At 63.1% G+C, this 20,669-nt stretch carries 19 protein-coding genes; 9 read left to right on the top strand and 10 right to left on the bottom strand.

Going from position 1 to position 20,669, the window contains the following annotated elements:
* The 7 genes from VMX79_10100 to VMX79_10070 all read left to right on the top strand — a co-directional run.
* Window positions 1-617, top strand: a 617-nt coding sequence (locus VMX79_10100; GenBank protein HUV87451.1) for a hypothetical protein, incomplete at its 5' end; no start/stop codon positions are given.
* A gap of 254 nt (window positions 618-871) precedes the next feature.
* A complete protein-coding gene (locus VMX79_10095) occupies window positions 872-1,300 on the top strand; it encodes a hypothetical protein (GenBank protein ID HUV87450.1) in 429 nt (142 codons plus the stop codon).
* A gap of 104 nt (window positions 1,301-1,404) precedes the next feature.
* On the top strand, window positions 1,405-3,009 hold the full coding sequence (nadB, locus tag VMX79_10090) for an L-aspartate oxidase (protein HUV87449.1): 1,605 nt from the start codon (window positions 1,405-1,407) through the stop codon (window positions 3,007-3,009).
* Between the two features lie 466 nt (window positions 3,010-3,475).
* Window positions 3,476-4,579, top strand: coding sequence for a M14 family metallopeptidase (locus VMX79_10085; GenBank protein HUV87448.1), 1,104 nt, complete (start codon window positions 3,476-3,478; stop codon window positions 4,577-4,579).
* 126 nt (window positions 4,580-4,705) lie between these two features.
* Window positions 4,706-5,614, top strand: coding sequence for a proline dehydrogenase family protein (locus tag VMX79_10080; GenBank protein ID HUV87447.1), 909 nt, complete (start codon window positions 4,706-4,708; stop codon window positions 5,612-5,614).
* Window positions 5,615-5,792: 178 nt separating this feature from the next.
* Window positions 5,793-7,361 carry an L-lactate permease gene (locus VMX79_10075; protein ID HUV87446.1) on the top strand — a complete coding sequence of 523 codons (1,569 nt, stop codon included), beginning with the start codon at window positions 5,793-5,795 and terminating at the stop codon, window positions 7,359-7,361.
* Between the two features lie 14 nt (window positions 7,362-7,375).
* Window positions 7,376-8,437 carry a porin gene (locus VMX79_10070; GenBank protein HUV87445.1) on the top strand — a complete coding sequence of 354 codons (1,062 nt, stop codon included), beginning with the start codon at window positions 7,376-7,378 and terminating at the stop codon, window positions 8,435-8,437.
* A gap of 138 nt (window positions 8,438-8,575) precedes the next feature.
* Here the strand turns inward: VMX79_10070 and VMX79_10065 are convergent, their stop codons facing one another.
* Window positions 8,576-10,375, bottom strand: a complete 1,800-nt coding sequence (locus VMX79_10065; GenBank protein HUV87444.1) for a KamA family radical SAM protein — start codon at window positions 10,373-10,375, stop codon at window positions 8,576-8,578.
* 364 nt (window positions 10,376-10,739) lie between these two features.
* Here VMX79_10065 and VMX79_10060 point away from each other — a divergent pair, with 364 nt between their 5' ends.
* Together VMX79_10060 and hisS are read left to right on the top strand one after the other, a co-directional pair.
* Window positions 10,740-12,272: an aromatic amino acid ammonia-lyase gene (locus VMX79_10060; GenBank protein HUV87443.1), complete on the top strand. Its 1,533-nt coding sequence runs from the start codon at window positions 10,740-10,742 to the stop codon at window positions 12,270-12,272.
* Between the two features lie 38 nt (window positions 12,273-12,310).
* Window positions 12,311-13,648 (top strand): histidine--tRNA ligase, encoded by a 1,338-nt coding sequence (gene hisS, locus VMX79_10055; protein HUV87442.1) that lies wholly within the window; start codon window positions 12,311-12,313, stop codon window positions 13,646-13,648.
* 78 nt (window positions 13,649-13,726) lie between these two features.
* On the opposite strand, the gene VMX79_10050 is transcribed toward hisS, so the two are convergent.
* The 9 genes from VMX79_10050 to VMX79_10010 form a co-directional block, all read right to left on the bottom strand.
* The gene (locus VMX79_10050) at window positions 13,727-14,767 is read right to left on the bottom strand and encodes a hypothetical protein (protein HUV87441.1); all 1,041 of its coding nucleotides are present in this window, start codon (window positions 14,765-14,767) and stop codon (window positions 13,727-13,729) included.
* 19 nt (window positions 14,768-14,786) lie between these two features.
* Window positions 14,787-15,446: a hypothetical protein gene (locus VMX79_10045; protein HUV87440.1), complete on the bottom strand. Its 660-nt coding sequence runs from the start codon at window positions 15,444-15,446 to the stop codon at window positions 14,787-14,789.
* A gap of 9 nt (window positions 15,447-15,455) precedes the next feature.
* Window positions 15,456-16,190 (bottom strand): PspA/IM30 family protein, encoded by a 735-nt coding sequence (locus VMX79_10040; GenBank protein HUV87439.1) that lies wholly within the window; start codon window positions 16,188-16,190, stop codon window positions 15,456-15,458.
* Between the two features lie 13 nt (window positions 16,191-16,203).
* Window positions 16,204-16,596 carry a hypothetical protein gene (locus tag VMX79_10035; GenBank protein ID HUV87438.1) on the bottom strand — a complete coding sequence of 131 codons (393 nt, stop codon included), beginning with the start codon at window positions 16,594-16,596 and terminating at the stop codon, window positions 16,204-16,206.
* A gap of 50 nt (window positions 16,597-16,646) precedes the next feature.
* Complete coding sequence (locus VMX79_10030) at window positions 16,647-17,384, bottom strand: protein-L-isoaspartate(D-aspartate) O-methyltransferase (GenBank protein HUV87437.1); 738 nt, start codon at window positions 17,382-17,384, stop codon at window positions 16,647-16,649.
* A 22-nt stretch (window positions 17,385-17,406) separates the two neighbouring features.
* A complete protein-coding gene (locus tag VMX79_10025) occupies window positions 17,407-18,123 on the bottom strand; it encodes an HD domain-containing protein (protein HUV87436.1) in 717 nt (238 codons plus the stop codon).
* A 2-nt stretch (window positions 18,124-18,125) separates the two neighbouring features.
* Window positions 18,126-18,554 carry a preprotein translocase subunit YajC gene (gene yajC / locus VMX79_10020; GenBank protein HUV87435.1) on the bottom strand — a complete coding sequence of 143 codons (429 nt, stop codon included), beginning with the start codon at window positions 18,552-18,554 and terminating at the stop codon, window positions 18,126-18,128.
* A 24-nt stretch (window positions 18,555-18,578) separates the two neighbouring features.
* The gene (locus VMX79_10015) at window positions 18,579-19,706 is read right to left on the bottom strand and encodes a D-alanine--D-alanine ligase family protein (protein ID HUV87434.1); all 1,128 of its coding nucleotides are present in this window, start codon (window positions 19,704-19,706) and stop codon (window positions 18,579-18,581) included.
* A 62-nt stretch (window positions 19,707-19,768) separates the two neighbouring features.
* Window positions 19,769-20,656, bottom strand: a complete 888-nt coding sequence (locus VMX79_10010) for an Mrp/NBP35 family ATP-binding protein (protein ID HUV87433.1) — start codon at window positions 20,654-20,656, stop codon at window positions 19,769-19,771.
* Window positions 20,657-20,669: the final 13 nt, after the last annotated feature.

Raw genomic sequence — 20,669 nt, 5'->3', positions numbered from 1 at the left:
GCGCGTTAGAGGAAATAAAACCGGGCGTCGGGGCGGCTTCAGCGCCGCGCGCGCACGAAATAGGTATATATTTTACCGGCGGCCTGGCCTCTTACGAAGGTGATATGGGAAATTCGTGGGCTGCGGGTGCCGGCTTAACCGTACCGTTATTTACCAGGCCGGGGGCGGCCCAGCTTTCTCTCGAGCTCTCGAGCGACGTCGGCTACAGCAAGATAAACAAAGAGTTCGAACTGGGTTACTTCGGAAAAATCGGTTACAAAATTAGCCTTATCCCGATACGGGAAACGGTGTTATTGGGCGTCGGCGTAGGGCCCCGTAATATGGTCAAGCCGTTCTGCGGCTTCGGCGCGGGGGTCGCCATCTTGGCGTGGGAATTTAAATTCCTCGAGTTCGAGATGACGCTTGACGACGGCACGAGCGTTAAACCCGTCTTCGATATCCCCTTCGGCTGCGAATTCCACGTGACGCCGCACGTCGCGCTCGGCGTGAAGGCCGATTACTTGATAATCCCGGGCGATATCGAAATGGAATGGGAAATCGAAGGGTACGTGTTCGACGCGAATGCATCCGCTCCCGACGTATTCCTCTTCGGCGGTACGGCGCGTTTCTGTTTTTAAACTTTACCATCAACGATTTGCCGACCGGATTGCCGGCTGGGGTACCGGTTTCGTAGGGCCTGACCTTTATGTCTGGCCGCCATATTTTTGGACAAGCGGCTTAAGCCCCTTGTTAACTGGTGGCGCCACCTGAAGGTACGGCCCTATTTGTTTTCGGGGGAAGTCGCGGCGGATGCCGGCCGGCGCAGGCCCAATTCCTCGCAGAACGCGGCGAACTCGCGGTTGTCGCGGGCGACGAGTGGGCCCGTAACGTCATGGCGATATCGGGCAACGTTGGCGGTTTGCTGGGAGACCCTTCCCGCGCCTATATAGGGTCCGATGTAGGTTTCCAAATATGCGACTACTTCGCATTTGGGCCGGAGATCTCATACTTCTTTGGCGACACCTCGGGTTTAATCGCGGGCCTCGAGTTCAGACCTTACTTCGTACCGTACAGCCGTTCGATACTTGTCAAACCGCACGCGTACTTCGGCGGCGGTTATTTTAAGGAGACCGCGGAAGGCTGGGGATATCAATTTACTTTTGAAGCCGGTTACGCCCGGGCGGGCGGCGGCATCGACTTCCGGATCCCTGGTAATAATATAATAGTACCGTATTTCGACGTTGGCGCTTTCGTACTTATTAAAGACGGCGAAACGGCCACAAAGGGGCAAGCCGAAGGCGGCGTTCGCTTCGCGTTTTAGCGGCTCACCCGCCGTTCCATCGGCGTTACACAGGGCGGCCTCGCGGCCGCCCTTTTTTGATTACTTTTGCGTTTTATATTAACGAATGTTATAATTATCGCACTATGGAGTTCGACGTTCTCGTAATCGGCTCGGGCCTGGCCGGCCTGTACACGGTGCTGGAGTTCGGCGACCGCGGCCGCGTCGGCCTCGTTACCAAACGGTGCCTTACGGACAGCTCCACCGCGCTCGCCCAGGGCGGCATCGCCGCCGTCACGTCGCCCGACGACGACGTCGACCTCCACGCGCAGGACACCATCCGGGCCGGCGCGGGCCTGTGCCACGAAGACGTTGTCGAGACGGTGGTGCGCGAGGGGCCGCGCCGGGTGGCGGAGCTCGCCCAATTGGGGGTCGAGTTCACGAGGGAACTGGACGGCGGTTACGACCTCGGGATGGAGGGCGGCCATTCGCGCCGGCGCATCCTCCACGCCGCGGACTTGACCGGCAAAGCGATAGAGGACGCGCTTATAGACACGCTGAGCCGACGGCCCAACGTCGACATTTTCGAAAACCACCTCGCCCTCGACTTAATAGTGGAGGGCGAAGGCGAAGGCCGCCGGTGCCGAGGGGCGTACGTCCTGAGCGCCGACGGCGACGTAATGCCGTTCGCGGCGCGGGCGACGGTCCTGGCCACCGGCGGGGCCGGCAAAGTCTATCTCATCACTTCCAACACGGACGTGAGCACCGGCGACGGCATCGCCGCGGCCTGGCGCGCCGGCGTCGCCGTGGCTAACATGGAGTTCTACCAATTCCACCCCACTTGCCTCTTTCGCCCCGGCGCCAAGACGCTCCCCGAACGGTCTTTCCTGCTTTCGGAATCGCTCCGCGGCGAGGGGGGCGCCCTCCTCAACGAAAACGGCGACCGCTTCATGCCGGACTACCACCCGGACGCGGACTTGGCCCCGCGCGACGTCGTCGCCCGCGCCATCGACCAGGAGATGAAGAAGGCCGGGACGGACCACGTCTTCCTCGACGTAACGGCTCTAGGCAAGGAGAAACTGGAGAAGAGGTTCCCCTATATTTATACCAAATGCCTCGAGTACGGCATCGACCTGGCGGTGGAGCCGGCGCCCGTGGCCCCCTCGGCCCATTACTGCTGCGGCGGCGTCATAACGGACGTCCACGGCCGCACCGAGCTCCCCGGCCTTTACGCCGTGGGAGAAGTCGCCTGTACCGGCCTTCACGGCGCCAACCGCCTCGCGTCGAACTCGCTGCTGGAGGCGGTCGTCTTCGCCAAACGCGCCGCCGACGCCACGGCGGAAGAAATTAACCTCGTCGGCGAGGCGGTCAAGGCCGCGGCGTGGAACGGCGAGCGCGCCAACGACCACGAGCCGGTAGTTATCTCCCACGACTGGTACCTGGTCCGGCGGACTATGCGCGACTTCGTCGGCATCGTGCGGAGCGACCGCCGCCTCGAGATGGCGGCGGAAAGGCTGGCCGCCATCCGCCGCAACGTGGACAAGCTGGTCGCGACCGCCAACCCGAACCACGACCTGGCCGAGTTACATAACATCGTAACGGTGGGCCAGCTGATCGTACACTCCGCCCAAGCCCGCCCCGAGAGCCGCGGCCTCCACTTCAACCTGGACCACCCGAGCCGCGACGACGCGAGGTGGGGCCGGGATACCGTAATACGCCCTGACAAGGTTTCATCATTAAAAAATAATTAGCGCAACCCCAAAGAAATAAGGCGCTTCCGCCGAATAACGACGATGTTGATAGATTGTGGAAAACAATACGGTAAATACATATTTTTCGTTGAAATACAAAGGTTTCCTATTTCTTGGCGCGTAGAATACCAATTGTTGACAAAATACGCAAAATATAAATCAGTAGCCCGTTCCGGACGGCGAAGTCGAAGACGGCGAAAAAGCCGCGTCCCTAATACGAATATCTTAAACGGTTCGGTTTACGTAGCCGAGGAGCTTATGTGAGAACTATAACCTTTATCGCGATAACGGCTACGGCTTTAGGTGGCGGCGCGCACGCCGATACGGTCTATTTAACCCGTGCTTAGGCCGAGCCGGGCCGCCTGACGGCCGACCTGGCGACTTCGGCGTAGACGGCGCCGTACCCGGCGACCACTTCGACCTATACGCGTCGGCTGACGACCTCACCGTCCTTGGCCTTAAAGGTATCTCCTACGACGTTCTGGACGAAATCGATACCTCCGACGCGCCACCCTCCGAATACGCCGAGCTCGTACCGATACTCCAGGGGCCGGCCGCTACGTACCCCAACATCTGCGCACTTTACGACGTCGGCGATACGTGGGAGAAGCGCGAAATCTGGGCGCTGAAGATATCGGACAACGTCGCGACCCACGAGGCGGCGGAGAAGGATACCCTCATAGACGGCAACCACCACGCCAACGAGATCATGACGGTCGAGGTACCGCTCCACCTCGCCAAGAACTTGTGCGAGAAATACCCGACCGACCCCGACGTGAAGATGCTCGTCGATAACGTCGAGACCTGGATAATCCCGATGCTCAACCCGGACGGCCATAACCACGTCTTCACGGTTTCCAACAGGTGGCGTAAGAACCGCCGCGATAATGGCGGCGGGATTTACGGCGTCGACCTCAACCGCAACTACGACTACCCGTGGGGCGGCCCGGGCTCGAGCGGCAATCCCAGCAGGAGCAATTATCTCGGCCCGTACGCCTTCTCGGAGCCCGAGACGATAGCCATCCGGGACCTCATAAACGACGTTAACCACCAATTCGCGTTTACGTTAAACTACCACTCCTCCGGCCGGGTGATGCTCTACCCGTGGGCTTATACCCAAGGCCACCCGCCGGAGCCCGATTACACGTATTACAAGAACCTCGCGACGCATCTGCTCGCAACCCTGCCCGGGTGGCGGCACGGCAACGACTGGGAAGTCCTTCACTACTTGGCCTCCGGCAACGCCTTAGATTGGGAATACGCCGGTACCGGTCACGAAGGGGATTGGGGTTTCACGTTCGAGATCGATACCTCCCAACAACCGCCGGCCTACCAGATCCCCATCACCTGCGCCGAACAATACCCGGTACTCCTAAAACTCTTAAAGCTCGGCTTCACGGAGCTGCCCGTTAACGTAACGTCGTTCCGGGCCGAGGCCGACGCCGGTCCGACGGAAGTCCGCTGGAACGTCGCCGACGAGGCGGGCCGGCCGCTGGCGCCGGGGGTCCACGTCTATCGGCTCCGGACGAACGCGGAAACGCTCAGTAGGCGCCTGTTCGTGACCCGTTAACTTGAGACGACCTAACAAAAAATAATAACGGAAGCCCGGCGGCGCTCGCGCCGAACCGGGCTTTCGTAATTCGGCGCCGCCGGGCGCCGGCCTTCGTTCATTCTACCGTCGCAGGAGGAGCACAGGATGAGCTTGTTCAACAAAGCCATCGTCGCGACGCTGCCGCTCGTTCCAAAGCCGCTGGTGCGGCATTTCGCCGGCCGCTACATCGCCGGCGACAAGCTGGAAGACGCCGTCCGCGTAACCGGCGCCCTGAATAAACGCGGCATCCGCGCCACCATAGACGTCCTGGGCGAAGAGGTCGACAGCCGCGAGGAAGCGCTCGCCGCGGTCCAAGATTACAAAAACGTCCTCGCGGCCATAGACGCCGAAAAGCTCGACGCCAACGTCTCGCTCAAACCTACCATGTTCGGCCTGAAGATAGACAAGGGGTTCTGCCAACAAAATATCGCCGCCGTCTGCGACGAGGCCGAGCGCTACGGCAACTTCGTCCGCATCGACATGGAAGACTCCACCTGCACCCAGGATACCCTCGATATATATTACGCGCTTCGCGAGAAGTACGACGAGGTCGGCACCGTTATACAATCGTACCTCCGCCGCAGCCTGGCCGACTGCGCGGGGCTCGCCGCGGCCAAGGCCAATCTGCGCCTGTGCAAGGGTATATACAACGAACCGCGGGAGCCGGCCTATAAAGACAAGGCCGTCGTAAACGCCAACTACGGCCTCCTGCTCGACGTCCTCCTCGGCGGCGGGTGCTACGTCGGCATCGCGACCCACGACGAGAAGATGGTCTGGGAAGGCCTACGCGCCGTCCACGAGTTCGGCCTCAAGCGCGACCAATACGAGTTCCAGATGCTCCTGGGCGTAGACGCCAAACTCCGCGATATAATCGTAGCGGCGGGCCACAAGCTCCGCATCTACGTCCCGTTCGGGACGGCGTGGTACCCCTACTCCACCCGCCGCTTAAAGGAAAACCCGCGCCTCGCCGGCCAAATTTTTCGAAATATTTTCGTCAAATACGAATTCGACTGACGTAAAACCGCTCCCGTTAAACGCCGCCTTCCTCGGGCGGCTTTTTTCGTAAAGGTCGGTAACAGCTTTAATATCCCGCCAACTTGGCAACATACCCAGCAATATTATTTACCTTGCCTATCCAGCGCGGGCGTGTTAATTTCGCTTTAATTTTTATCTTTCCGGAGGTCTTGCGTCAATGACGTGGCTCGCCGTCCTTCTTGCGCTGTCGCCTGTAATAGTTATCTTCGTCCTCATCACGTTCCTGAAAAAGGCCGCGGATACCGCCGGCATCATCGGTTGGTTCTTCACGGTGGCCGTCGCCATTTTATACTTCAAGACCTCGCCGCGCGTCTGCCTCGTCGCGAGCGCGGCTGGGGTGGTCGAATCCCTGCCCATTACGCTTATGGTCGCGGCGTCGCTGTTTCAAATGGGAGTTATGTTGGAATGCGGCGCCGTCGCGCGGCTGGTAGCGACGCTGAAGGGGATCGCACGCGGCGACCGCGTCGCCCAGATCCTCATCATCAACGTCGGCTTCGGGACCTTGCTCACCGCGCTGGGCGCGACGCCGGTTTCGATACTCCCCCCCATCATGATAGCGCTCGGATACTCCTCCTTCGTCGCCATCGCCCTGCCCGCCATCGGCTACGACGCCCTCTGCACGTACGCGCTGCTCGGCATCCCGGTGGTGGTCTTCGCTTCGTTCACCGGCCTGGAACCCAACGAGGCCGGCCGGTACTTCGCGCGCTTTATGCCCGTCATCTCCACCGCTATTGCGTTCGGCATGCTTTACCTCGTAGGCCGGTTCAAGCTTATGCTGCGGGGGGCCGTGCCCACGCTCATAGCCGGCCTGACCGCGGGTTTCGTCGCCATCGGGATGAACCGCCTCGGCATGACGACGCTAACCGGCGTGGCGGCCGGGGCCGCGGTCGCCGTCGTTATGGCGGCGTACGTATCTCTCCGGGGGCAAAGGGTCTACGAGCGCGGCGACCCGACCGAGGCCGACGGCGCGGCGCGGGCGCGTATGCCCCTCGTCGCGGCGATCTCGCCCTGGATACTGCTCGTCGTCTTCGCAACGTTGACCAACACGCCGAGCCTGCCGTTTTTCGACCTCCTCTTCAAAAAGCTCGCCATGCCGCTCGAGGTAATCCCCGGCGCGCCGATAAAAGTCCGCTTCTTCTGGCAGGCGTACTTCTGGGTGACGGTAACGACTTTCCTCGCGCTCCCGTTTCTCAAACCGACCGGTGAGGAATTCACCCGGGCGGTACGGAAATGGACGCACCGGGCATGGCGGCCGGTTATAGCGGCGGCGGTATACTTCGCCGTAGCGTACGTCATCAACCACTCCGGAAAGGTCGTCGGCGCGGCGGCCTGGGAGCTACCGGTGCCTTCCCACAACATGGTCTTCGTCCTGGCGCACGGCGCGGCCGCGACCTTCGGCGACTTCTACGGCCTCGTCGCCCCCTTCCTGGGGTTGTTGGGCGGCTTCATCTCGGGCTCGGAGACGTCGTCCATCGCGATGTTGACCAAGCTGCACCTGGATACCGCGGCTTTCGCGGAAAAGCTTAAGGTGGTCGGCCTGGTCTGGGCCGCGGCCTCCGGCGTGGGCGGCGGCCTCGCCTCCGTCATCAGCCCGGCCAAGCTCCAGAACGCCGCCGCCATCATAGACGCCATCGGCGAAGAGGGCAACGTACTCCGCAAGACCTTCGTCGTCTCTCTCGCCATTACGGCGCTGTGCGCCGTCCTGGCGTTGATATGGACAATATAAAGCGAGTGGGATTTATGTTCCGGAAGTCATTCCCATATTTAATATCGGCCATTTTGTTATCGGCCGCCGGCGCCGCCGCCGACTACGAGGTAGTCAAATCCACCCACGGCAGCCTGATAATCTCCGGTTACGCCATAGGCCGGTACACGTACCAAAACGGCGACGAGCTCGCGGTGGGCGCGCCGACCGTAAACACCTTCAGCCTCAGGTCCGCCAGCCTTATCTTTCGGGGCGACGTCTTCAAGTACGCCGGCTACTCCATCTACTTCGACGCGGCCTGCTCCCCCGCCCTCATGGACGCGTACGGTACTCTTAAAATTATTCCCTATACGGAAATCCGCGCGGGCCAATTCCTCGTGCCGTTCAGCCGCGAGTCGTATACGTCGACGTCGAAGCTGCTGTTAATCGACCGCTCCATGGTCACGGCGAACGTCGCGCCGCCGCGCGGGCGGGACGTCGGGGCGCAGCTCGAGTTCAAACTCCGTTCCGACGACAGGCCGGATTGGGCGTCGCTCGCGGTCGCCGGCGTCAACGGCTCCGGCCCGAACCGCGTCGACGAGAACGTCGCCAAAGACGTAGCCGTCCGCGTCGCCGGCAACCCGTTCCCCTGGGCCGCGACGAAGGGCCTGACGCTCGAGGGATACTACTACGTGGGCAAACCGTATATGGCCCCCTACGGAACAGGCGACGGCGCCCGCTACGGCGGCTGCGTCGCCTTCGACCGCGAGCGCTTCACCTTCCAGGGAGAACTCCTCTACCGCGAGCAAACCTTCCCGCAGTCCGCCGGCGGCGGAGCCGTCGACCTGTCCGACGCCGGGTATTACCTTCAAGCGAGCTACAAACACCCGCTCCCCTGGCCCTGGCTTCAAATCGTAGAACCCGCCGCTCGGTGGGAGCACTACGACCCCGGCCGCAACATACCGGGCGACGTCGCGGAAGCCGTCACGGGGGGCGTGAACCTGCACCTCGAGCCGGGCCACCACTGCAAGCTCATGGCCAATTACCAACATTTCATAGAAGCGGACGAAAAAATAGACAACGATAAAATTTCCGCGCAGTTCCAGGTCAGATTTTAATAAATCCACGAATAAAAAAGCCGCCCCGCAGGGCGGCTTTTATTTTTTTCGAAACGTCTAACTAACCGACGCGTTAATCCGGCCCCGACCCCGATGCGGCGGCGCCTCCGCCATCGAGGCCCTGCGGAAAACGAAGTCCTAAAAATAATACCAAATCGTCTTGTATTCCCGCACGTTCTCGCCGCGCCGTTTGAGGTCCTCCAGAAAGTCGTAGATGGAGACGTCGGCCTCGATGAAGACCTCCTCCGGCGAGATGTTCTTCTCCCAGGGTTGGAACTCGTACACGCGGCGGCCGTCCGGAAGGACGGCAATAACGCGGTGGTGCTGCCAGGCGATGACGTTGTGCTTGCCGAGCCGCGGGATGTTGTACACCGGCGTGTCGGTCCGCACGACGCCCGACTGGAGCCGCGCCTCCTCCTTACGCTCCTGCGCGAGGCGCGCCAGCGGTACGCGGTAGACGTCGAGCTCCTCCTTGGCCTTGGCGTTGAAGAGGTAGTACGGGTCAACGCCGACGCGCCGCAGCTCGAGCCTGAGCTTGCACATTTCGAAGCGGCGGCAGTTGGCGAAGGTGAATACCGCCTGATTGTAAACCGCGATGCCCCGCCGCCGGAACCGCCACACCCCGCGCATCGCCTCCGGCGTGACCTCCGCGGAATGTTCGAAATGGGTCACGACGACGACCTCGCGCCGCCCGGGCTCGTTATAGTGGCCTATGAGGTCGGCGAGGTCCTGCGTAACGCGCATGGGCGCGACGACGAGAGCCCGCGTCCCCAACCGGACGCGTTCCACCGACGACATCGCCGCCAACCGGCCCATAATGTACTCGATGCGGTCGTCGCTCAGCGCGAGCGGGTCGCCGCCCGTAACCAGGACCTCGGTGACGGCGGGCGCGGCCTCGAGCCAATCGAGGGCGGCGTCGAGCTTCCTCCTGGGCGCCGCGGCGCCCACGCCGGAAGTACCCGTAATTTCCCAGTTGCGCTGGCAATAGACGCAAACCTGGAAGCAGCCGCTGTAAGGTTTTAAAATCGCGATGGTGGGATAGCGCCGCGTTACGAGGTCCACCGGCGACGTATCGCGCTCGAGCATAAAGTCGCACTCGAACTCGCGGCGGCCGCGGAACTTTACCATATTCTGGACGTACGCCAAGGGCGGAATGACCTGCGCCCGGGTGGCGTGCATGCGGGAACGCGATATGCGGCCGCGCATCAGCGACGCGTAATACGGCGTAATGCCGAACGGCACGCCCTTCTTGGTCGCGAGGCTAACGGCCTTCGCCTCGTCGCGCGAGAGCGTTATTATCTTCTGCAGCGTCTTGCGGTCGCGAATGACGTTGCCGAACTGCCAGTGCCAGTCGGTCCACTCGTCGTCGCTCGCGCCGAAGAGCTTCTTAACGCGGGCGACGTTCCGACGCCGCTCCTCGATTAAATCCTGGTCAAGGCCCGACGGATACCGCGCCAGGCCCTCCTCCAATTGACCCGCGAGGAGGTCGAGGTCCCGCGACCGCGCGAGCGCGGCTTTACGGCCGTGCAGGCCCAAGTGCGTCGGCAACTCCTTGCCCTCGTATATCGGCGACCTGCCCGCTATCCCCAGGAAAAGGTGTCGGAATTCTTCAAAAAAACCGGGCGACAGCTCCCTTCGCCGCCCCGAATATTTACCCCGCGCCAGTTGCCAAAGGGTCCGCAGGCCGCTGAACTTCGCCGATTTCTCGTAATAAACCGACAAAATATTTCTCAGTACGTCGATACAATCGTCGGCGACTTCCCATTCCCAGCTGGGGAGGTCGACCTCCTCGGCCCGTATTTCGCGCTTCCGCGCCTCGAGGTAATCGAAGACGGCCAACCGGGCCTCCTCCCGAGTCGCCGCGGCCCCCAAGAGCGCTTTCACTTCGGGCGCCGCCGCCCACATCCGCCGTTCAAACCGTTTACTGAAAACCGGCACGGTACCTCCTTGCCACTACCGTTGCGTTATGGGTTCTTCGAAGCGTTTTCGGCCCCGTTACAGCTTCCCCTTTAGTACCGTTTTATATTAACATAAATACGATAATGTTGAAAAGGTTAACTATTAGGCCGAATACGCGTCAATACTACCCGCGGTATTTAATAAGATATTGCGGCCCGCGCTCGTAAGTGATAGAATTACGGCCGATTAGTCCGCAGCTAAATTTTAACGTAAACCTTTTTACGATAAATACCGATAAAACCCGCGGCGGAAACCGTAACGTATACCGCGAAAAATCGCCGGAAGGATTTTACGTCGGGCCTTGGCGGCCCGGCTCGACGGTTGCTTTACAGGAGGCTCATAGATGACGGCTAAACTCGACGGTAAATCGCTTACGATCGAGAGTCTGGTTAAAATCGCCCGCGACGGCGAGCCGGTCGAGGTGACCGAGGACGCGTGGGAACGGATCCGCAGGTGCCGCGCCATGCTTAACGACAAGGTCGAGAAGCGCGAGGTTATGTACGGCGTGACGACCGGCATCGGCGAGCTCTCCGAGGTAGTCCTCACGCCCGAGCAAACGCAGGAGTTCCAGCGCTACCTCGTATACTCCCACTCCGCCGGCTGCGGCGAGCCGTGCGACGTCGACGACATCCGCGCCGCGATGGCCACCCGCGTCAACTGCCACTGCATCGGCTATTCCGGGCTCAGGCCGGTGGTGGTGGAGACGCTGCTCGAGATGCTCAACAAGGGCGTGACGCCGGTCGTTTTCCAACACGGCTCGGTGGGCGCCTCCGGCGACCTCTCGCCCATGAGCCAGGTGGCGCTCGTACTCCTAGGCGAGGGCGAGGCGTTCTACAACGGCAAACGGATGGACGGCAAAAAGGCCATGGACGCCGCCGGCGTACCCACCATCGTCTTCGAGGCCCGCGACGGCCTGGCCACCATCAACGGCTCCAACGTCATCGCCGGTATGGGCGCCCTCGAGCTCCACGACGCCTACCGTTGGGCCAAGACGCAGGAAGCCGTCGCCGCCATGACGTTCGAGGTCCTGAACCTCAACACGCTGTGCCTGGACGAACGCCTCCACAAAGCGCGCGGTTACCCGGGCGCCGTCAAATGCGCGAGCAACATCCGCCGTTTGCTCGAGGGCTCCGAGATGCTCGTCCCCGGGAAGATAGGCAAGAAGAAGATCCAGAACGCGTACAGCCTCCGCTCCACGCCCCAGGTCGTCGGCTCGGCCAAGGACGCCTTCGACTGGGCACGGCGAATGTTCGAGACGGAAGTCAACGGCGCCGGCGACAACCCGCTCTTCTTCCCCGACGACGACGAAGTGGTCACCGGGGCCAACTTCCAGGGGACGCCGCTGGCCTTCGCCCTCGAGCTCGTCGGGATCGCGGTAACGACGGTGTGCGTCCTCTCCGAGCGGCGCCTCAACCGCCTGATGAACCCCAACCTGAGCGAGGGATTGCCGGCGTTCCTCATACACGGCGCCGGCATGTTCAGCGGCCTCATGCTCACGCAGTATACCGCCGGCATGCTGGTGAACGAGAACCGCGTCCTCTGCCACCCCGCCGCCGTCGGCTCAATCCCCGCCGCCGCCGACCAGGAAGATTTCGTCTCCATGGGCATGAACACCGCTATCAAGACGAAGCAGATATTACGCAACGCCTGGTATATAATCGCTATCGAGCTCATCGCGGCGTGCCAGGCGATGGACCACCGGCGGCCGCTCAAGGGCGGCGCCGCCGCGGAGGCGTTGCACAAGCTGGTCCGCAAGCACGTCGCCTTTATGGAGGAAGACCGGCCGACGCAATACGACATCAACCGCGTGGCCGAGCTCGTAAAGTCGGGCGAGGTCCTGGCCGCGGCCGAGAAGGTCGCGGGGGAATTGGAATAAAGCCGGCCGCTTTACGGAACGGCGTATTTCCATAACCGATGAAACCCCTACCGCCCAAAGGAACGCGCGACCACTTACCGGCGCAGATCCGTACCCGCGCCGGCGCGGTCGAAACCGTCAAGCGCGTCTTCGAAAGCTTCGGCTACGCGCCGCTGGAGACCCCCGCGCTCGAGCGTCTCGACGTCCTGACCGGTAAGTACGGCGACGAGGCGGACCGCCTTATCTTCCGCATCCTGAAGCGCGGCGCCGCCGGCGAACGCGGCGAGGCCGACCTGGGCCTGCGCTACGACCTCACGGTCCCGCTGGCGCGCGTCATGGCCGCGAACCAGGACCTTCCCAAGCCGTTCAAGCGGTACCAGATCCAGCCGGTGTGGCGCGCCGAGCGGCCGCAAAAAGGCCGCTTCCGCGAGTTCGTCCAGTGCGACGTCGACTGCGTCGGGACGGCCTCCGTGCTGGCCGACGCCGAGATGGTCGCCGTCATGCACGAAACGCTCGCGGCCTTGGGCTTCCGGGATTACCGCATAAGCATAAATCACCGCAAGATACTTTCGGCCTTTATGGATTACGCCGGCGTCCCGGCCGAGCGTAAATTCGCCGCCATCCGAGCTATGGACAAACTCGACAAAGTAGGCCGCGACGGCGTCGAGGCCGAACTGGCGGCGAGCGACATACCCCAACCGGCAGCCGACGAAATCATGGGCGTGTTGTTCGACCCCAAGAACGGCGGCCGCATCGATTTTTATTTAAATGCGGCTCAGGCGTTCGCCGGCAACTACGACGAAGGCCGGGAGGGCGTCGCCGAAATGCGCGACCTTGCCGAATACCTGAATTACTTCGGCGTCCCCGACGGCGTACTGAGCTTCGACCTCCATATGGCCCGCGGCCTGGACTACTACACCGGCCCCATCTACGAGGCGTTCGTCGCCGAGGGGGGCGTGGGCTCGGTAGCGGGGGGAGGCCGCTACGACCACCTTATCGCGCAGCTGGGCGGCCCGGACCTCCCGGCGACGGGAACGTCGTTCGGCCTGGAACGCATAATAACGCTCCTGACGGAAAGAGATACCGCCGGCGCCGCCGCGGCCGCGGACGTCCTCGTCGCGGTATACGACGAAAGCGTTTTGCAATACGCGTTGCAAGTCGCCCGCGAAATCCGGGCGGCCGGCGCCGGGTGCGAGGTCTACCTCGAGCCCTCCGCCAAGCTCGCCAAGCAATTCAGCTACGCGGACGCGAAGGGTATTCCGTTCGTCGTCGTCGTCGGCCCGGACGAGGTCGCGAAGGGCGTCGTCCAATTGAAGGACCTCGCGAAACGAGAACAAGTGGAAGTGCCGCGCGCGGAGGTGGCCGCGGCAGTCGCGAAAATGCTCGAGCGGACATAAACGCGGAAGAGCCCAAAGAAACGGCTGCAAAAAAATAAAGCCGCCCGGGCGGGCGGCGTTTTCTTTGAAAAAACGACGCTACAGGTAAACCTCGAACTTGATCAGCCCGATATTGAAATTGTAATCCTGCTCGGCGAAACTCTCCTCTTTATATTTAACGCCGCCCTCGAGCGCCAACGTAAGCCTGGCCGTCCCGAAGACGTCGAACGACGCGGCGCCGCGCGCGGTCCACGCGTAAAAGTCGCTTAATATTATCGACCCCTCCTCGTTGCGTAGGAACCTCACGCCCCACGGCGTCGCGAACGCCCACCCCACGCGATAGAGGCGGCCGCTCACCTCGAAGGGGCCCCGCCGCCATCCGCCGCCGACCCAGAAAGCGTTGTCCCGCAGCGAGCCCTCTTCCCTATCGCCGCGGTCCACCGAGAGGGCGGCCTCGCCGGCCGCGAAAAGGCCCCACGGAATCCCCTGTTCGAAATCGAGCGACCCGACGCCGGCCTCGCGCTTGCGGCCGCCCGGCGGGGGCGACCCGCCGCCCGCGTCGAAGCCGCCCTGGTGGATGCCGCCCAGGTTGGCCCCCAGGACCGTTTTCTCCCACGGCCGCAGCGATACCCGTCCGCCCCCGGCGAACGTCTCGTACCGCTCCTCCCCCACCGTCGACGTCCGCGCGAGGAAGAAGTGGCTGTCGCTCGGGCCCCACGTAAGGCGGTACCGCATGCCGGCCAGCTCGTCGTCGTAGTCGCGCTGTTCGAAGGTGAGCGGCGATACGTAGTCGCGGAAGTGGCCGAACGTCCATTGGTTATGCTCGGTATCGAGCGTGCCGCGCAAGCGGAGGTACGCGCGCGGCCCCGGGCCGCCGGCGGCGTCGTCGCCGAAGTCGTAACGGACCTTCCCGCCCGCTTGCACCAATACGCCTTCGGCCACGTGGAAATCGGCGTACAGCGTCAGGTCCGAAAAAAAATACGCCCGTTCGTCCAACTTCGGCAAACGGACGGTCGAATATTCGGCATTGTCGAAGACGGTGCGGAACTCGCCCGACGCGCCCAGGACGCCGTTCCAGTAATTTACGACCTCGAGGGGCCGCGCGTTCGCGCCGACCGCGGCTACCCAAAGGCAAAGCAAGACCCGTCGCGCGGCGGCGTTAATCGCCCTCGCCGCCTTCCCAACGCCCCGAGCCGCCCTCGAGCGCGGGTCTTTCGGCGGCGGCGCCGAGCTCGGCTCGAGCCTCCTCCATCGCCCGCCGCAACCCTTTTATCTCTTCCGCGGCGTCGTCCGCCTCGGCGGCCAGCATTTCGCGGTCGACGTGCGCGCTCGCCAGCGCGAGCGCCGTCAGCGCGTTCTGCAACTCCTGCATTTTGGAGAACGTTCGCTCCGCGTCCACCGCGGCCTTCTTGGCGAGCTCCGCGGCCTCGCCGCCGGCGCCGGCCTTCACCAGCTTTCGAGCCCCGCCTTCCTCCCGCAGGTAGTAGACGACCGCGGCCGCCAGGCGGCCGGCGTCTTCCGCCCGGAGCGGCATACGCTCCACCATATCTATCGGGAGGCGGGACAGGCGGCGTTCGATGTCGCGCGCCGCGGCGATGGCGTGATTCGCGAGCTTGCGGCGACGATACGGCAGCCTGCCAACCTCGTCCACCGTCCCCCGCGGCAGCGCCTTATTGCGTTCGCGGTGGTAGGCCCAGTACAACGTGCCGCCGTAAAAAACGGCGCCCGCCGCCGTTACGACCGGGAAGAACGGCAAGAAGATGAGGCTTGCCAGAAAAACCGGCAGGCCGAAGGGCCGGAGTATTACCTTCCAGTTCATAGGCGGGGTTCAGGCGTCGGCCTTACCCTTTTCCTCGCCCTCCGGGAGCGCCTGGGGAACCTCGCCCGGCGCCAGCGCCAGGCCCAACGATGCTTTCAACGCCATGAGCTCGACGTCCACGTCGCCGGTTTCGAGTTTCTTGAACTCGTCTTCCAGGGTTTTAGTGCTCTTGAGGGCGGCGACCTCGGCCTCGGCTTCGGCGGTCGCCTCGAGGCGCGCCACCTTCTCCTCGACGTGGCCCAACGCCTCGAAAGCGCTCCGGTCGTCGATGGAGGAAACGGCGCGGTTGATGGTCTGGGCGGCCTCGGCGCGCTTCTGGCGGGCGATGATGAGGTCCTTCTTGCGCGCGGCCTCGTCGATCTTCCGGTCGAGCGCGACGAGCCCCTGCTTCAACCGCTCGACGAGGATGCTCTGCTGCTCGAGTTGGGTCAGGTATTCCGTCGCGGCCGCCGCCTCTTCCTGCTTGCGGAGCAACGCCTCGCGCGCCAAATCCTCGCGGCCCTTCTGCAGCGCCAGGACGGCGCGCCGCTGCCACTCGTCCGCGTTGGCCTTCGCCTTGCGGTATCTAGCCTCGAGACGCTTTTCGTCGGCAACGGAGACCGTAACCTGCCGTTGGGCCTCGCGGTATTGCTCGCGCATGTCCGCCATCAATTGCTCGAGCATATTCTCGGGGTCTTCCGCCGACGAGAGCATGGCGTTTAGATTCGCTTCTATGATCTTCGCGATCCGTTCCAAAACACCCATAGCGGCCTCCTCCTTACTTCAGGCCGAACTCTTTTAAGCGGGGTAAAACCGTCGCCGCGGCGAAAGCCATGCCGTCCACCGACGCTTGGAGCTCGACGGCGTCCAGGTACTCCGCCTCCAACGTATCGACCACTACGATAGCCTTGTCCTCCAGGCCGAAGGCGCCGTGGACGACGTCGCGGGCGTTCGCCTCCAGCAGCATATGGAAGAGTTTGGCGTCCTCCCGGCCTTTGGCCAGGTCCGCCACCTTGAGCCGCAGCACGACCAACGGCGGGCTATAGCTCACGACGACCTTGCCGAAGCCGCCCTCGGCCGCGGCGTCCACGACCCACATCTGCGGGCCCAGCATCTCGTAGTCGTACCCCAATTCCTCGAAAAACCTCTCCACGTCTCTCTCGTTCGCCATGCGGAACACCTCCCGCGCGCGGGCCCGACGGCCCAACGCGGTTAGAACCGTTATTGCTCCTGCGCTTCCCCCGTCATGGGGACGAACAGCACCGGCTCGAGGTCTTCTTCCTCGAAAGTATCGCCGCGTCTCGTATAGCGCTTGAGCATCTGCGGATACCGGCCGCCGAGCGGCAGAACCAGCCGGCCGCCGTCGGCGAGTTGGTCCAACAGCGGCTGCGGAACGTGGTCGGGAGCGCAGGTCGCGATAATGGCGTCGAAGGGGGCCTCCTCGGGCCAGCCGCCGTAACCGTCGCCGACGCGGACGTGGACGTTGTCGTAGCCGAGGCGTTCCAGCGTCGCCCGGGCGTCCTCGGCCAGCGACGGGATTATCTCTATGGTATAAACGTCGGCCGCTATAACGCCCAGGATAGCCGCCTGGTACCCGGAGCCGGTCCCGACTTCCAGCACTTTATCGCCGGCCTCCAGCTTCAACGCCTCGGTCATATAGGCGACGATGTACGGCTGCGAAATCGTCTGCCCCTCGCCTATGGCCAGCGGGTTATCTTCGAACGCGCGGTTCCCGAGGTCCGCCGGGACGAACTCCCAGCGCGGTACCTTACGCACGGCGGCCAGCGTCGCCGGGTCCGAGACGCCCCGACCCTCGATCTGGCTGTCCACCATCGCGTTGAGGCGACGCCACATTTCGGCGTCGTCGCTCACGCGCGCCTCCTTCTCGGCCGCGCCGCCGCACCCGGCCGCCAAACACAAGGCCAAGGTAAATACCGGCGCCCCACGTACGCGTCGCATAACATCACCCCGTCGCCTGCTCCTAAAGCATTTGAACTTCGTTTATGACCAGGCCGAAGTTGCACCCCAGCCGCCTCGCCGCCCGCCGGCACATTATCATCCGCGAGAGGAAGGTCTCGAAGTACTCCATGACCTGCGATATCGACGTATCTATTTCGAGCTTTAGCGTAATGGCCTTGGCCTCGCCGTCCACCTCCAGCTCGCTGCGCTTCGCGGCGTAGTTCACGCGGTCGTGGATATCGAAGGATATCATGGACGGGTTCCGAACGCGGTCCCGCCGCACGTCCGACTTGTCCGCGATGGTCAGCGCCGCGCTTATAACGCTCGCCGGCACGCCCGAGCCCTCGTCGTGGTTGCCGATGGCCGTCATCACCTGCAGCGTTTCGGTTACGTCCATGCCGAGCCGCCGCAATATATCGCGCGCCAACACCGCCGACAGCGCCTCGTGGTTGTGGCGGTTGACGACGTTGCCGATATCGTGGAGGTGGCCGGCGACGGCCGCGAGCTCCGCCCGCCGCTCCTTGTAACCCAGCGCCGATATCATGGCCCGCGCCCGCTCGGCCACCATGGCGGCGTGTCTCTCGCCGTGCTCCGTGAAGCCCAACACCGCGAGGACCCGGTCCGCCTCGGCGAGGTACGCCGCGACCTCGGCGTCCTCCTTCAGCGTAGCCAGCGTGACGAGCGCCCCCGCGGACCCGACGCCTTCGCCTACGTCCGCTTCGTTTTCGTTCTCGGCCACTTCTACTTGCGGCGGGGCCGCCGCGGCTCCTTACGCTCCTTGCGCTTGCCGGCCGCCTTATCATCTTTGCCCCCGCTCGCAGCGACGGCTACTTCTTCCCCGGGGGGCGCCGCGGCCTCGATCTTCGCCAGCGCCACCTCGACGTCGACATCCTTCGCGACGGTTACGACCACGATCTTGTCTTTCTCGTAAACCTTCGCCACCGTACCCCGGATGCCGCCCGCGGTTATCACGCGATAACCTTTTTTGACCGAGGAGATCATTTCCTTCTTGCGTTTCTCGGCGCGCTGTTGAGGCCTTATCAGCAGGAAGTAGAAGATGACCATAATGAGGAGGAGCGGCAGGATGATGCCGAAGCCGCCGCCGCCCTGTCCTTCGCCGCCGCCGCCCCCGCCCATCGCGTATGCCGTCGAAGCCAATAAGAATAACAATTCGCCACCTCTTCCTTTTCGTCGTTAGATTTCCACGGCGTCTTCGTACTTTATAAGGTTACGCATAAGCTCGTCGTGGCGTTCGAACGCCAGGTCTACCAACCGCTCGATGAGCTTGGCGTACTTCAGGCCGGCCACGTCCCACAACTTGGGGTACATACTTATGGGCGTAAAGCCGGGCATGGTATTTAATTCGTTTACCAATAAGAGTTCCCGGTCCGGCAAGTAGAAGAAGTCGACGCGCGCCAGGCCGGCGCAGCCGTGGCTGTTGAACGCGCGCACCGCCAAGTCCTGCACCCGTCGGGCGAGCTCTTCGTCCATCACCGCGGGGGCGAGGAGCTGGGCGTCGTCCCGGACGTACTTGGCCTTGTAGTCGTAGAACTCTCCCGCCGGCACGATCTCGCCCACCGGCGACGCCTCCGGAGCGTAGTTGCCCAGGACCGCGCACTCGAACTCGCGGCCGTTGGCCGCCTGCTCGCACAGAATTTTGGAATCGTACCGCGCCGCGTCGGCCAACGCCTTCTTCAACGAGTCGCGGTCGTTAACCTTGCGTATGCCGATGCTCGAGCCGAGGTTCGCCGGCTTTACGAACAGCGGATAACGCAACCGCTGCTCGACCTCCAGCGTAACCCGGTCCGGCTCCTCCTCGAAGCGCCGCCGCGCGACCGCGAAGTAGTCCACCGTCGAGATGCCGTTCGCCCGCAATACGTCCTTCGACATCTCCTTGTCCATGGCCAGGGCCGCGGCCAGCGGCCCGGAGCCCACGTACGGCATCGCGTCCAGCTCGAGCAGACCCTGAATCGTCCCGTCCTCGCCGTAGGGCCCGTGCAACAGCGGGAAGACGACGTCGGCCTCCAGCTCGCCGCCGCCGTCGAGGCGCACCAGAAAAGCGCGCCGCTGCGGGTCCGCGACCGGCGTATACGACGGCTCGCTCTCGTCCGGGCGCGCCACGCCCTGCATGAAACCGGCCCAGAAGTACCAACTGCCCTCGGGCGAAATGTAAATCGGCAGCACCTCGAACTTCTTGCCGTCCACCGCGGCCATCATGGAGCGCGCCGAAATAATGGATACTTCGTGCTCGCCGGACCGGCCGCCGAACAGGACCGCCAGTTTTATTTTTTCTTTATCTTTACCCTTATCTTTCGCCGCCAAGACGTTCACCTCGCGCGTAACGCTTACGCCCCGTAGCCCATTAACGAGTTCGCACTTTATTTCTACTTTTCCTTAGCCGACGCCGCGACCACTTCCCGAACCTTCGCCGTTATCTTCCTCCAGGCCCGCGCGGTCGCGCTATCGGGCCGGGCCACCATAACGGGTTGGCCGCGGTCCGATTCCGGGACCACGTCGGGGTCGAAGGGAACGGCCCCCAGGAAACGGACGCCGAACTCGGCCGCAACGCGTTCGCCGCCGCCGCCGCCGAACAATTTTATATCGTGCCCGCACTCCGGACAGGCGAACGGGCCCATATTCTCGATTACCCCTAAAACCGGTATTTTCGTTTTTACGGCAAACGTCAGGCTCTTGCGGGCCGACGCCACCGCGGCCGCCTGGGGCGTCGTCACCATTATCAGGCCGTCGGCGTCCTTTATACGCTGCGCCAGCGATAATATCTCGTCGCCGGTTCCGGGCGGCGTGTCCACCACGAGCCAGTCGCGTTCGCCCCAGTTAATGTCGGCCAGGAAGTTGTCTATCATCGCCATCTTGAGCGGCCCGCGCCATATGACGGCGTCGGACTCGCCCGCGACGAGGAAGGCCATACTCATCACGACCAGCTTGTCATCGTACGCCACCGGGTTTATGCCGGCATCGCCGCCGGTGGGTTTAACGTCCGCCAGGCCGAGCATCAGCGGCACGCCCGGGCCGTGTATATCCGCGTCCAGCAGCGCCACGCCGTCCCCCGCTTGGGCCAACGCGAGCGCTAAGTTTACGGCCACCGTCGTCTTGCCGACGCCCCCCTTGCCGGACGCCACCAAGATCTTGTGGCGGATGAGCTTCATCCGCTCGGCGATGCGCTTTTCGAGCTCGAGGCGTTGCTTGAAGCGCTCGAGCTTCGCCGCTTCCTCAGCCGAGGGTTCTTTTTCCGGTCCGTCGTCGTTAGGCATTGTCTCTCCCCGT

This window comes from bacterium (assembly GCA_035529855.1).
Classification (GTDB): domain Bacteria; phylum RBG-13-66-14; class B26-G2; order WVWN01; family WVWN01; genus WVWN01.
Note: the sequence above shows the minus strand (reverse complement) of the source record. Positions and strands in the feature narration are given on the sequence as shown.

Excerpts from the sequence above, each read along its gene's own strand:
- VMX79_10095 (HUV87450.1), top strand. The coding sequence starts at position 872 with ATGGCGATATCGGGCAACGTTGGCGGTTTGCTGGGAGACCCTTCCCGC.
- nadB (HUV87449.1), top strand. The coding sequence starts at position 1,405 with ATGGAGTTCGACGTTCTCGTAATCGGCTCGGGCCTGGCCGGCCTGTAC.
- VMX79_10045 (HUV87440.1), bottom strand. The coding sequence starts at position 15,446 with ATGAACTGGAAGGTAATACTCCGGCCCTTCGGCCTGCCGGTTTTTCTG.
- VMX79_10030 (HUV87437.1), bottom strand. The coding sequence starts at position 17,384 with ATGCGACGCGTACGTGGGGCGCCGGTATTTACCTTGGCCTTGTGTTTG.
- VMX79_10060 (HUV87443.1), top strand. The coding sequence starts at position 10,740 with ATGACGGCTAAACTCGACGGTAAATCGCTTACGATCGAGAGTCTGGTT.
- VMX79_10075 (HUV87446.1), top strand. The coding sequence starts at position 5,793 with ATGACGTGGCTCGCCGTCCTTCTTGCGCTGTCGCCTGTAATAGTTATC.
- VMX79_10040 (HUV87439.1), bottom strand. The coding sequence starts at position 16,190 with ATGGGTGTTTTGGAACGGATCGCGAAGATCATAGAAGCGAATCTAAAC.
- VMX79_10010 (HUV87433.1), bottom strand. The coding sequence starts at position 20,656 with ATGCCTAACGACGACGGACCGGAAAAAGAACCCTCGGCTGAGGAAGCG.
- VMX79_10080 (HUV87447.1), top strand. The coding sequence starts at position 4,706 with ATGAGCTTGTTCAACAAAGCCATCGTCGCGACGCTGCCGCTCGTTCCA.
- hisS (HUV87442.1), top strand. The coding sequence starts at position 12,311 with ATGAAACCCCTACCGCCCAAAGGAACGCGCGACCACTTACCGGCGCAG.
- VMX79_10035 (HUV87438.1), bottom strand. The coding sequence starts at position 16,596 with ATGGCGAACGAGAGAGACGTGGAGAGGTTTTTCGAGGAATTGGGGTAC.
- VMX79_10070 (HUV87445.1), top strand. The coding sequence starts at position 7,376 with ATGTTCCGGAAGTCATTCCCATATTTAATATCGGCCATTTTGTTATCG.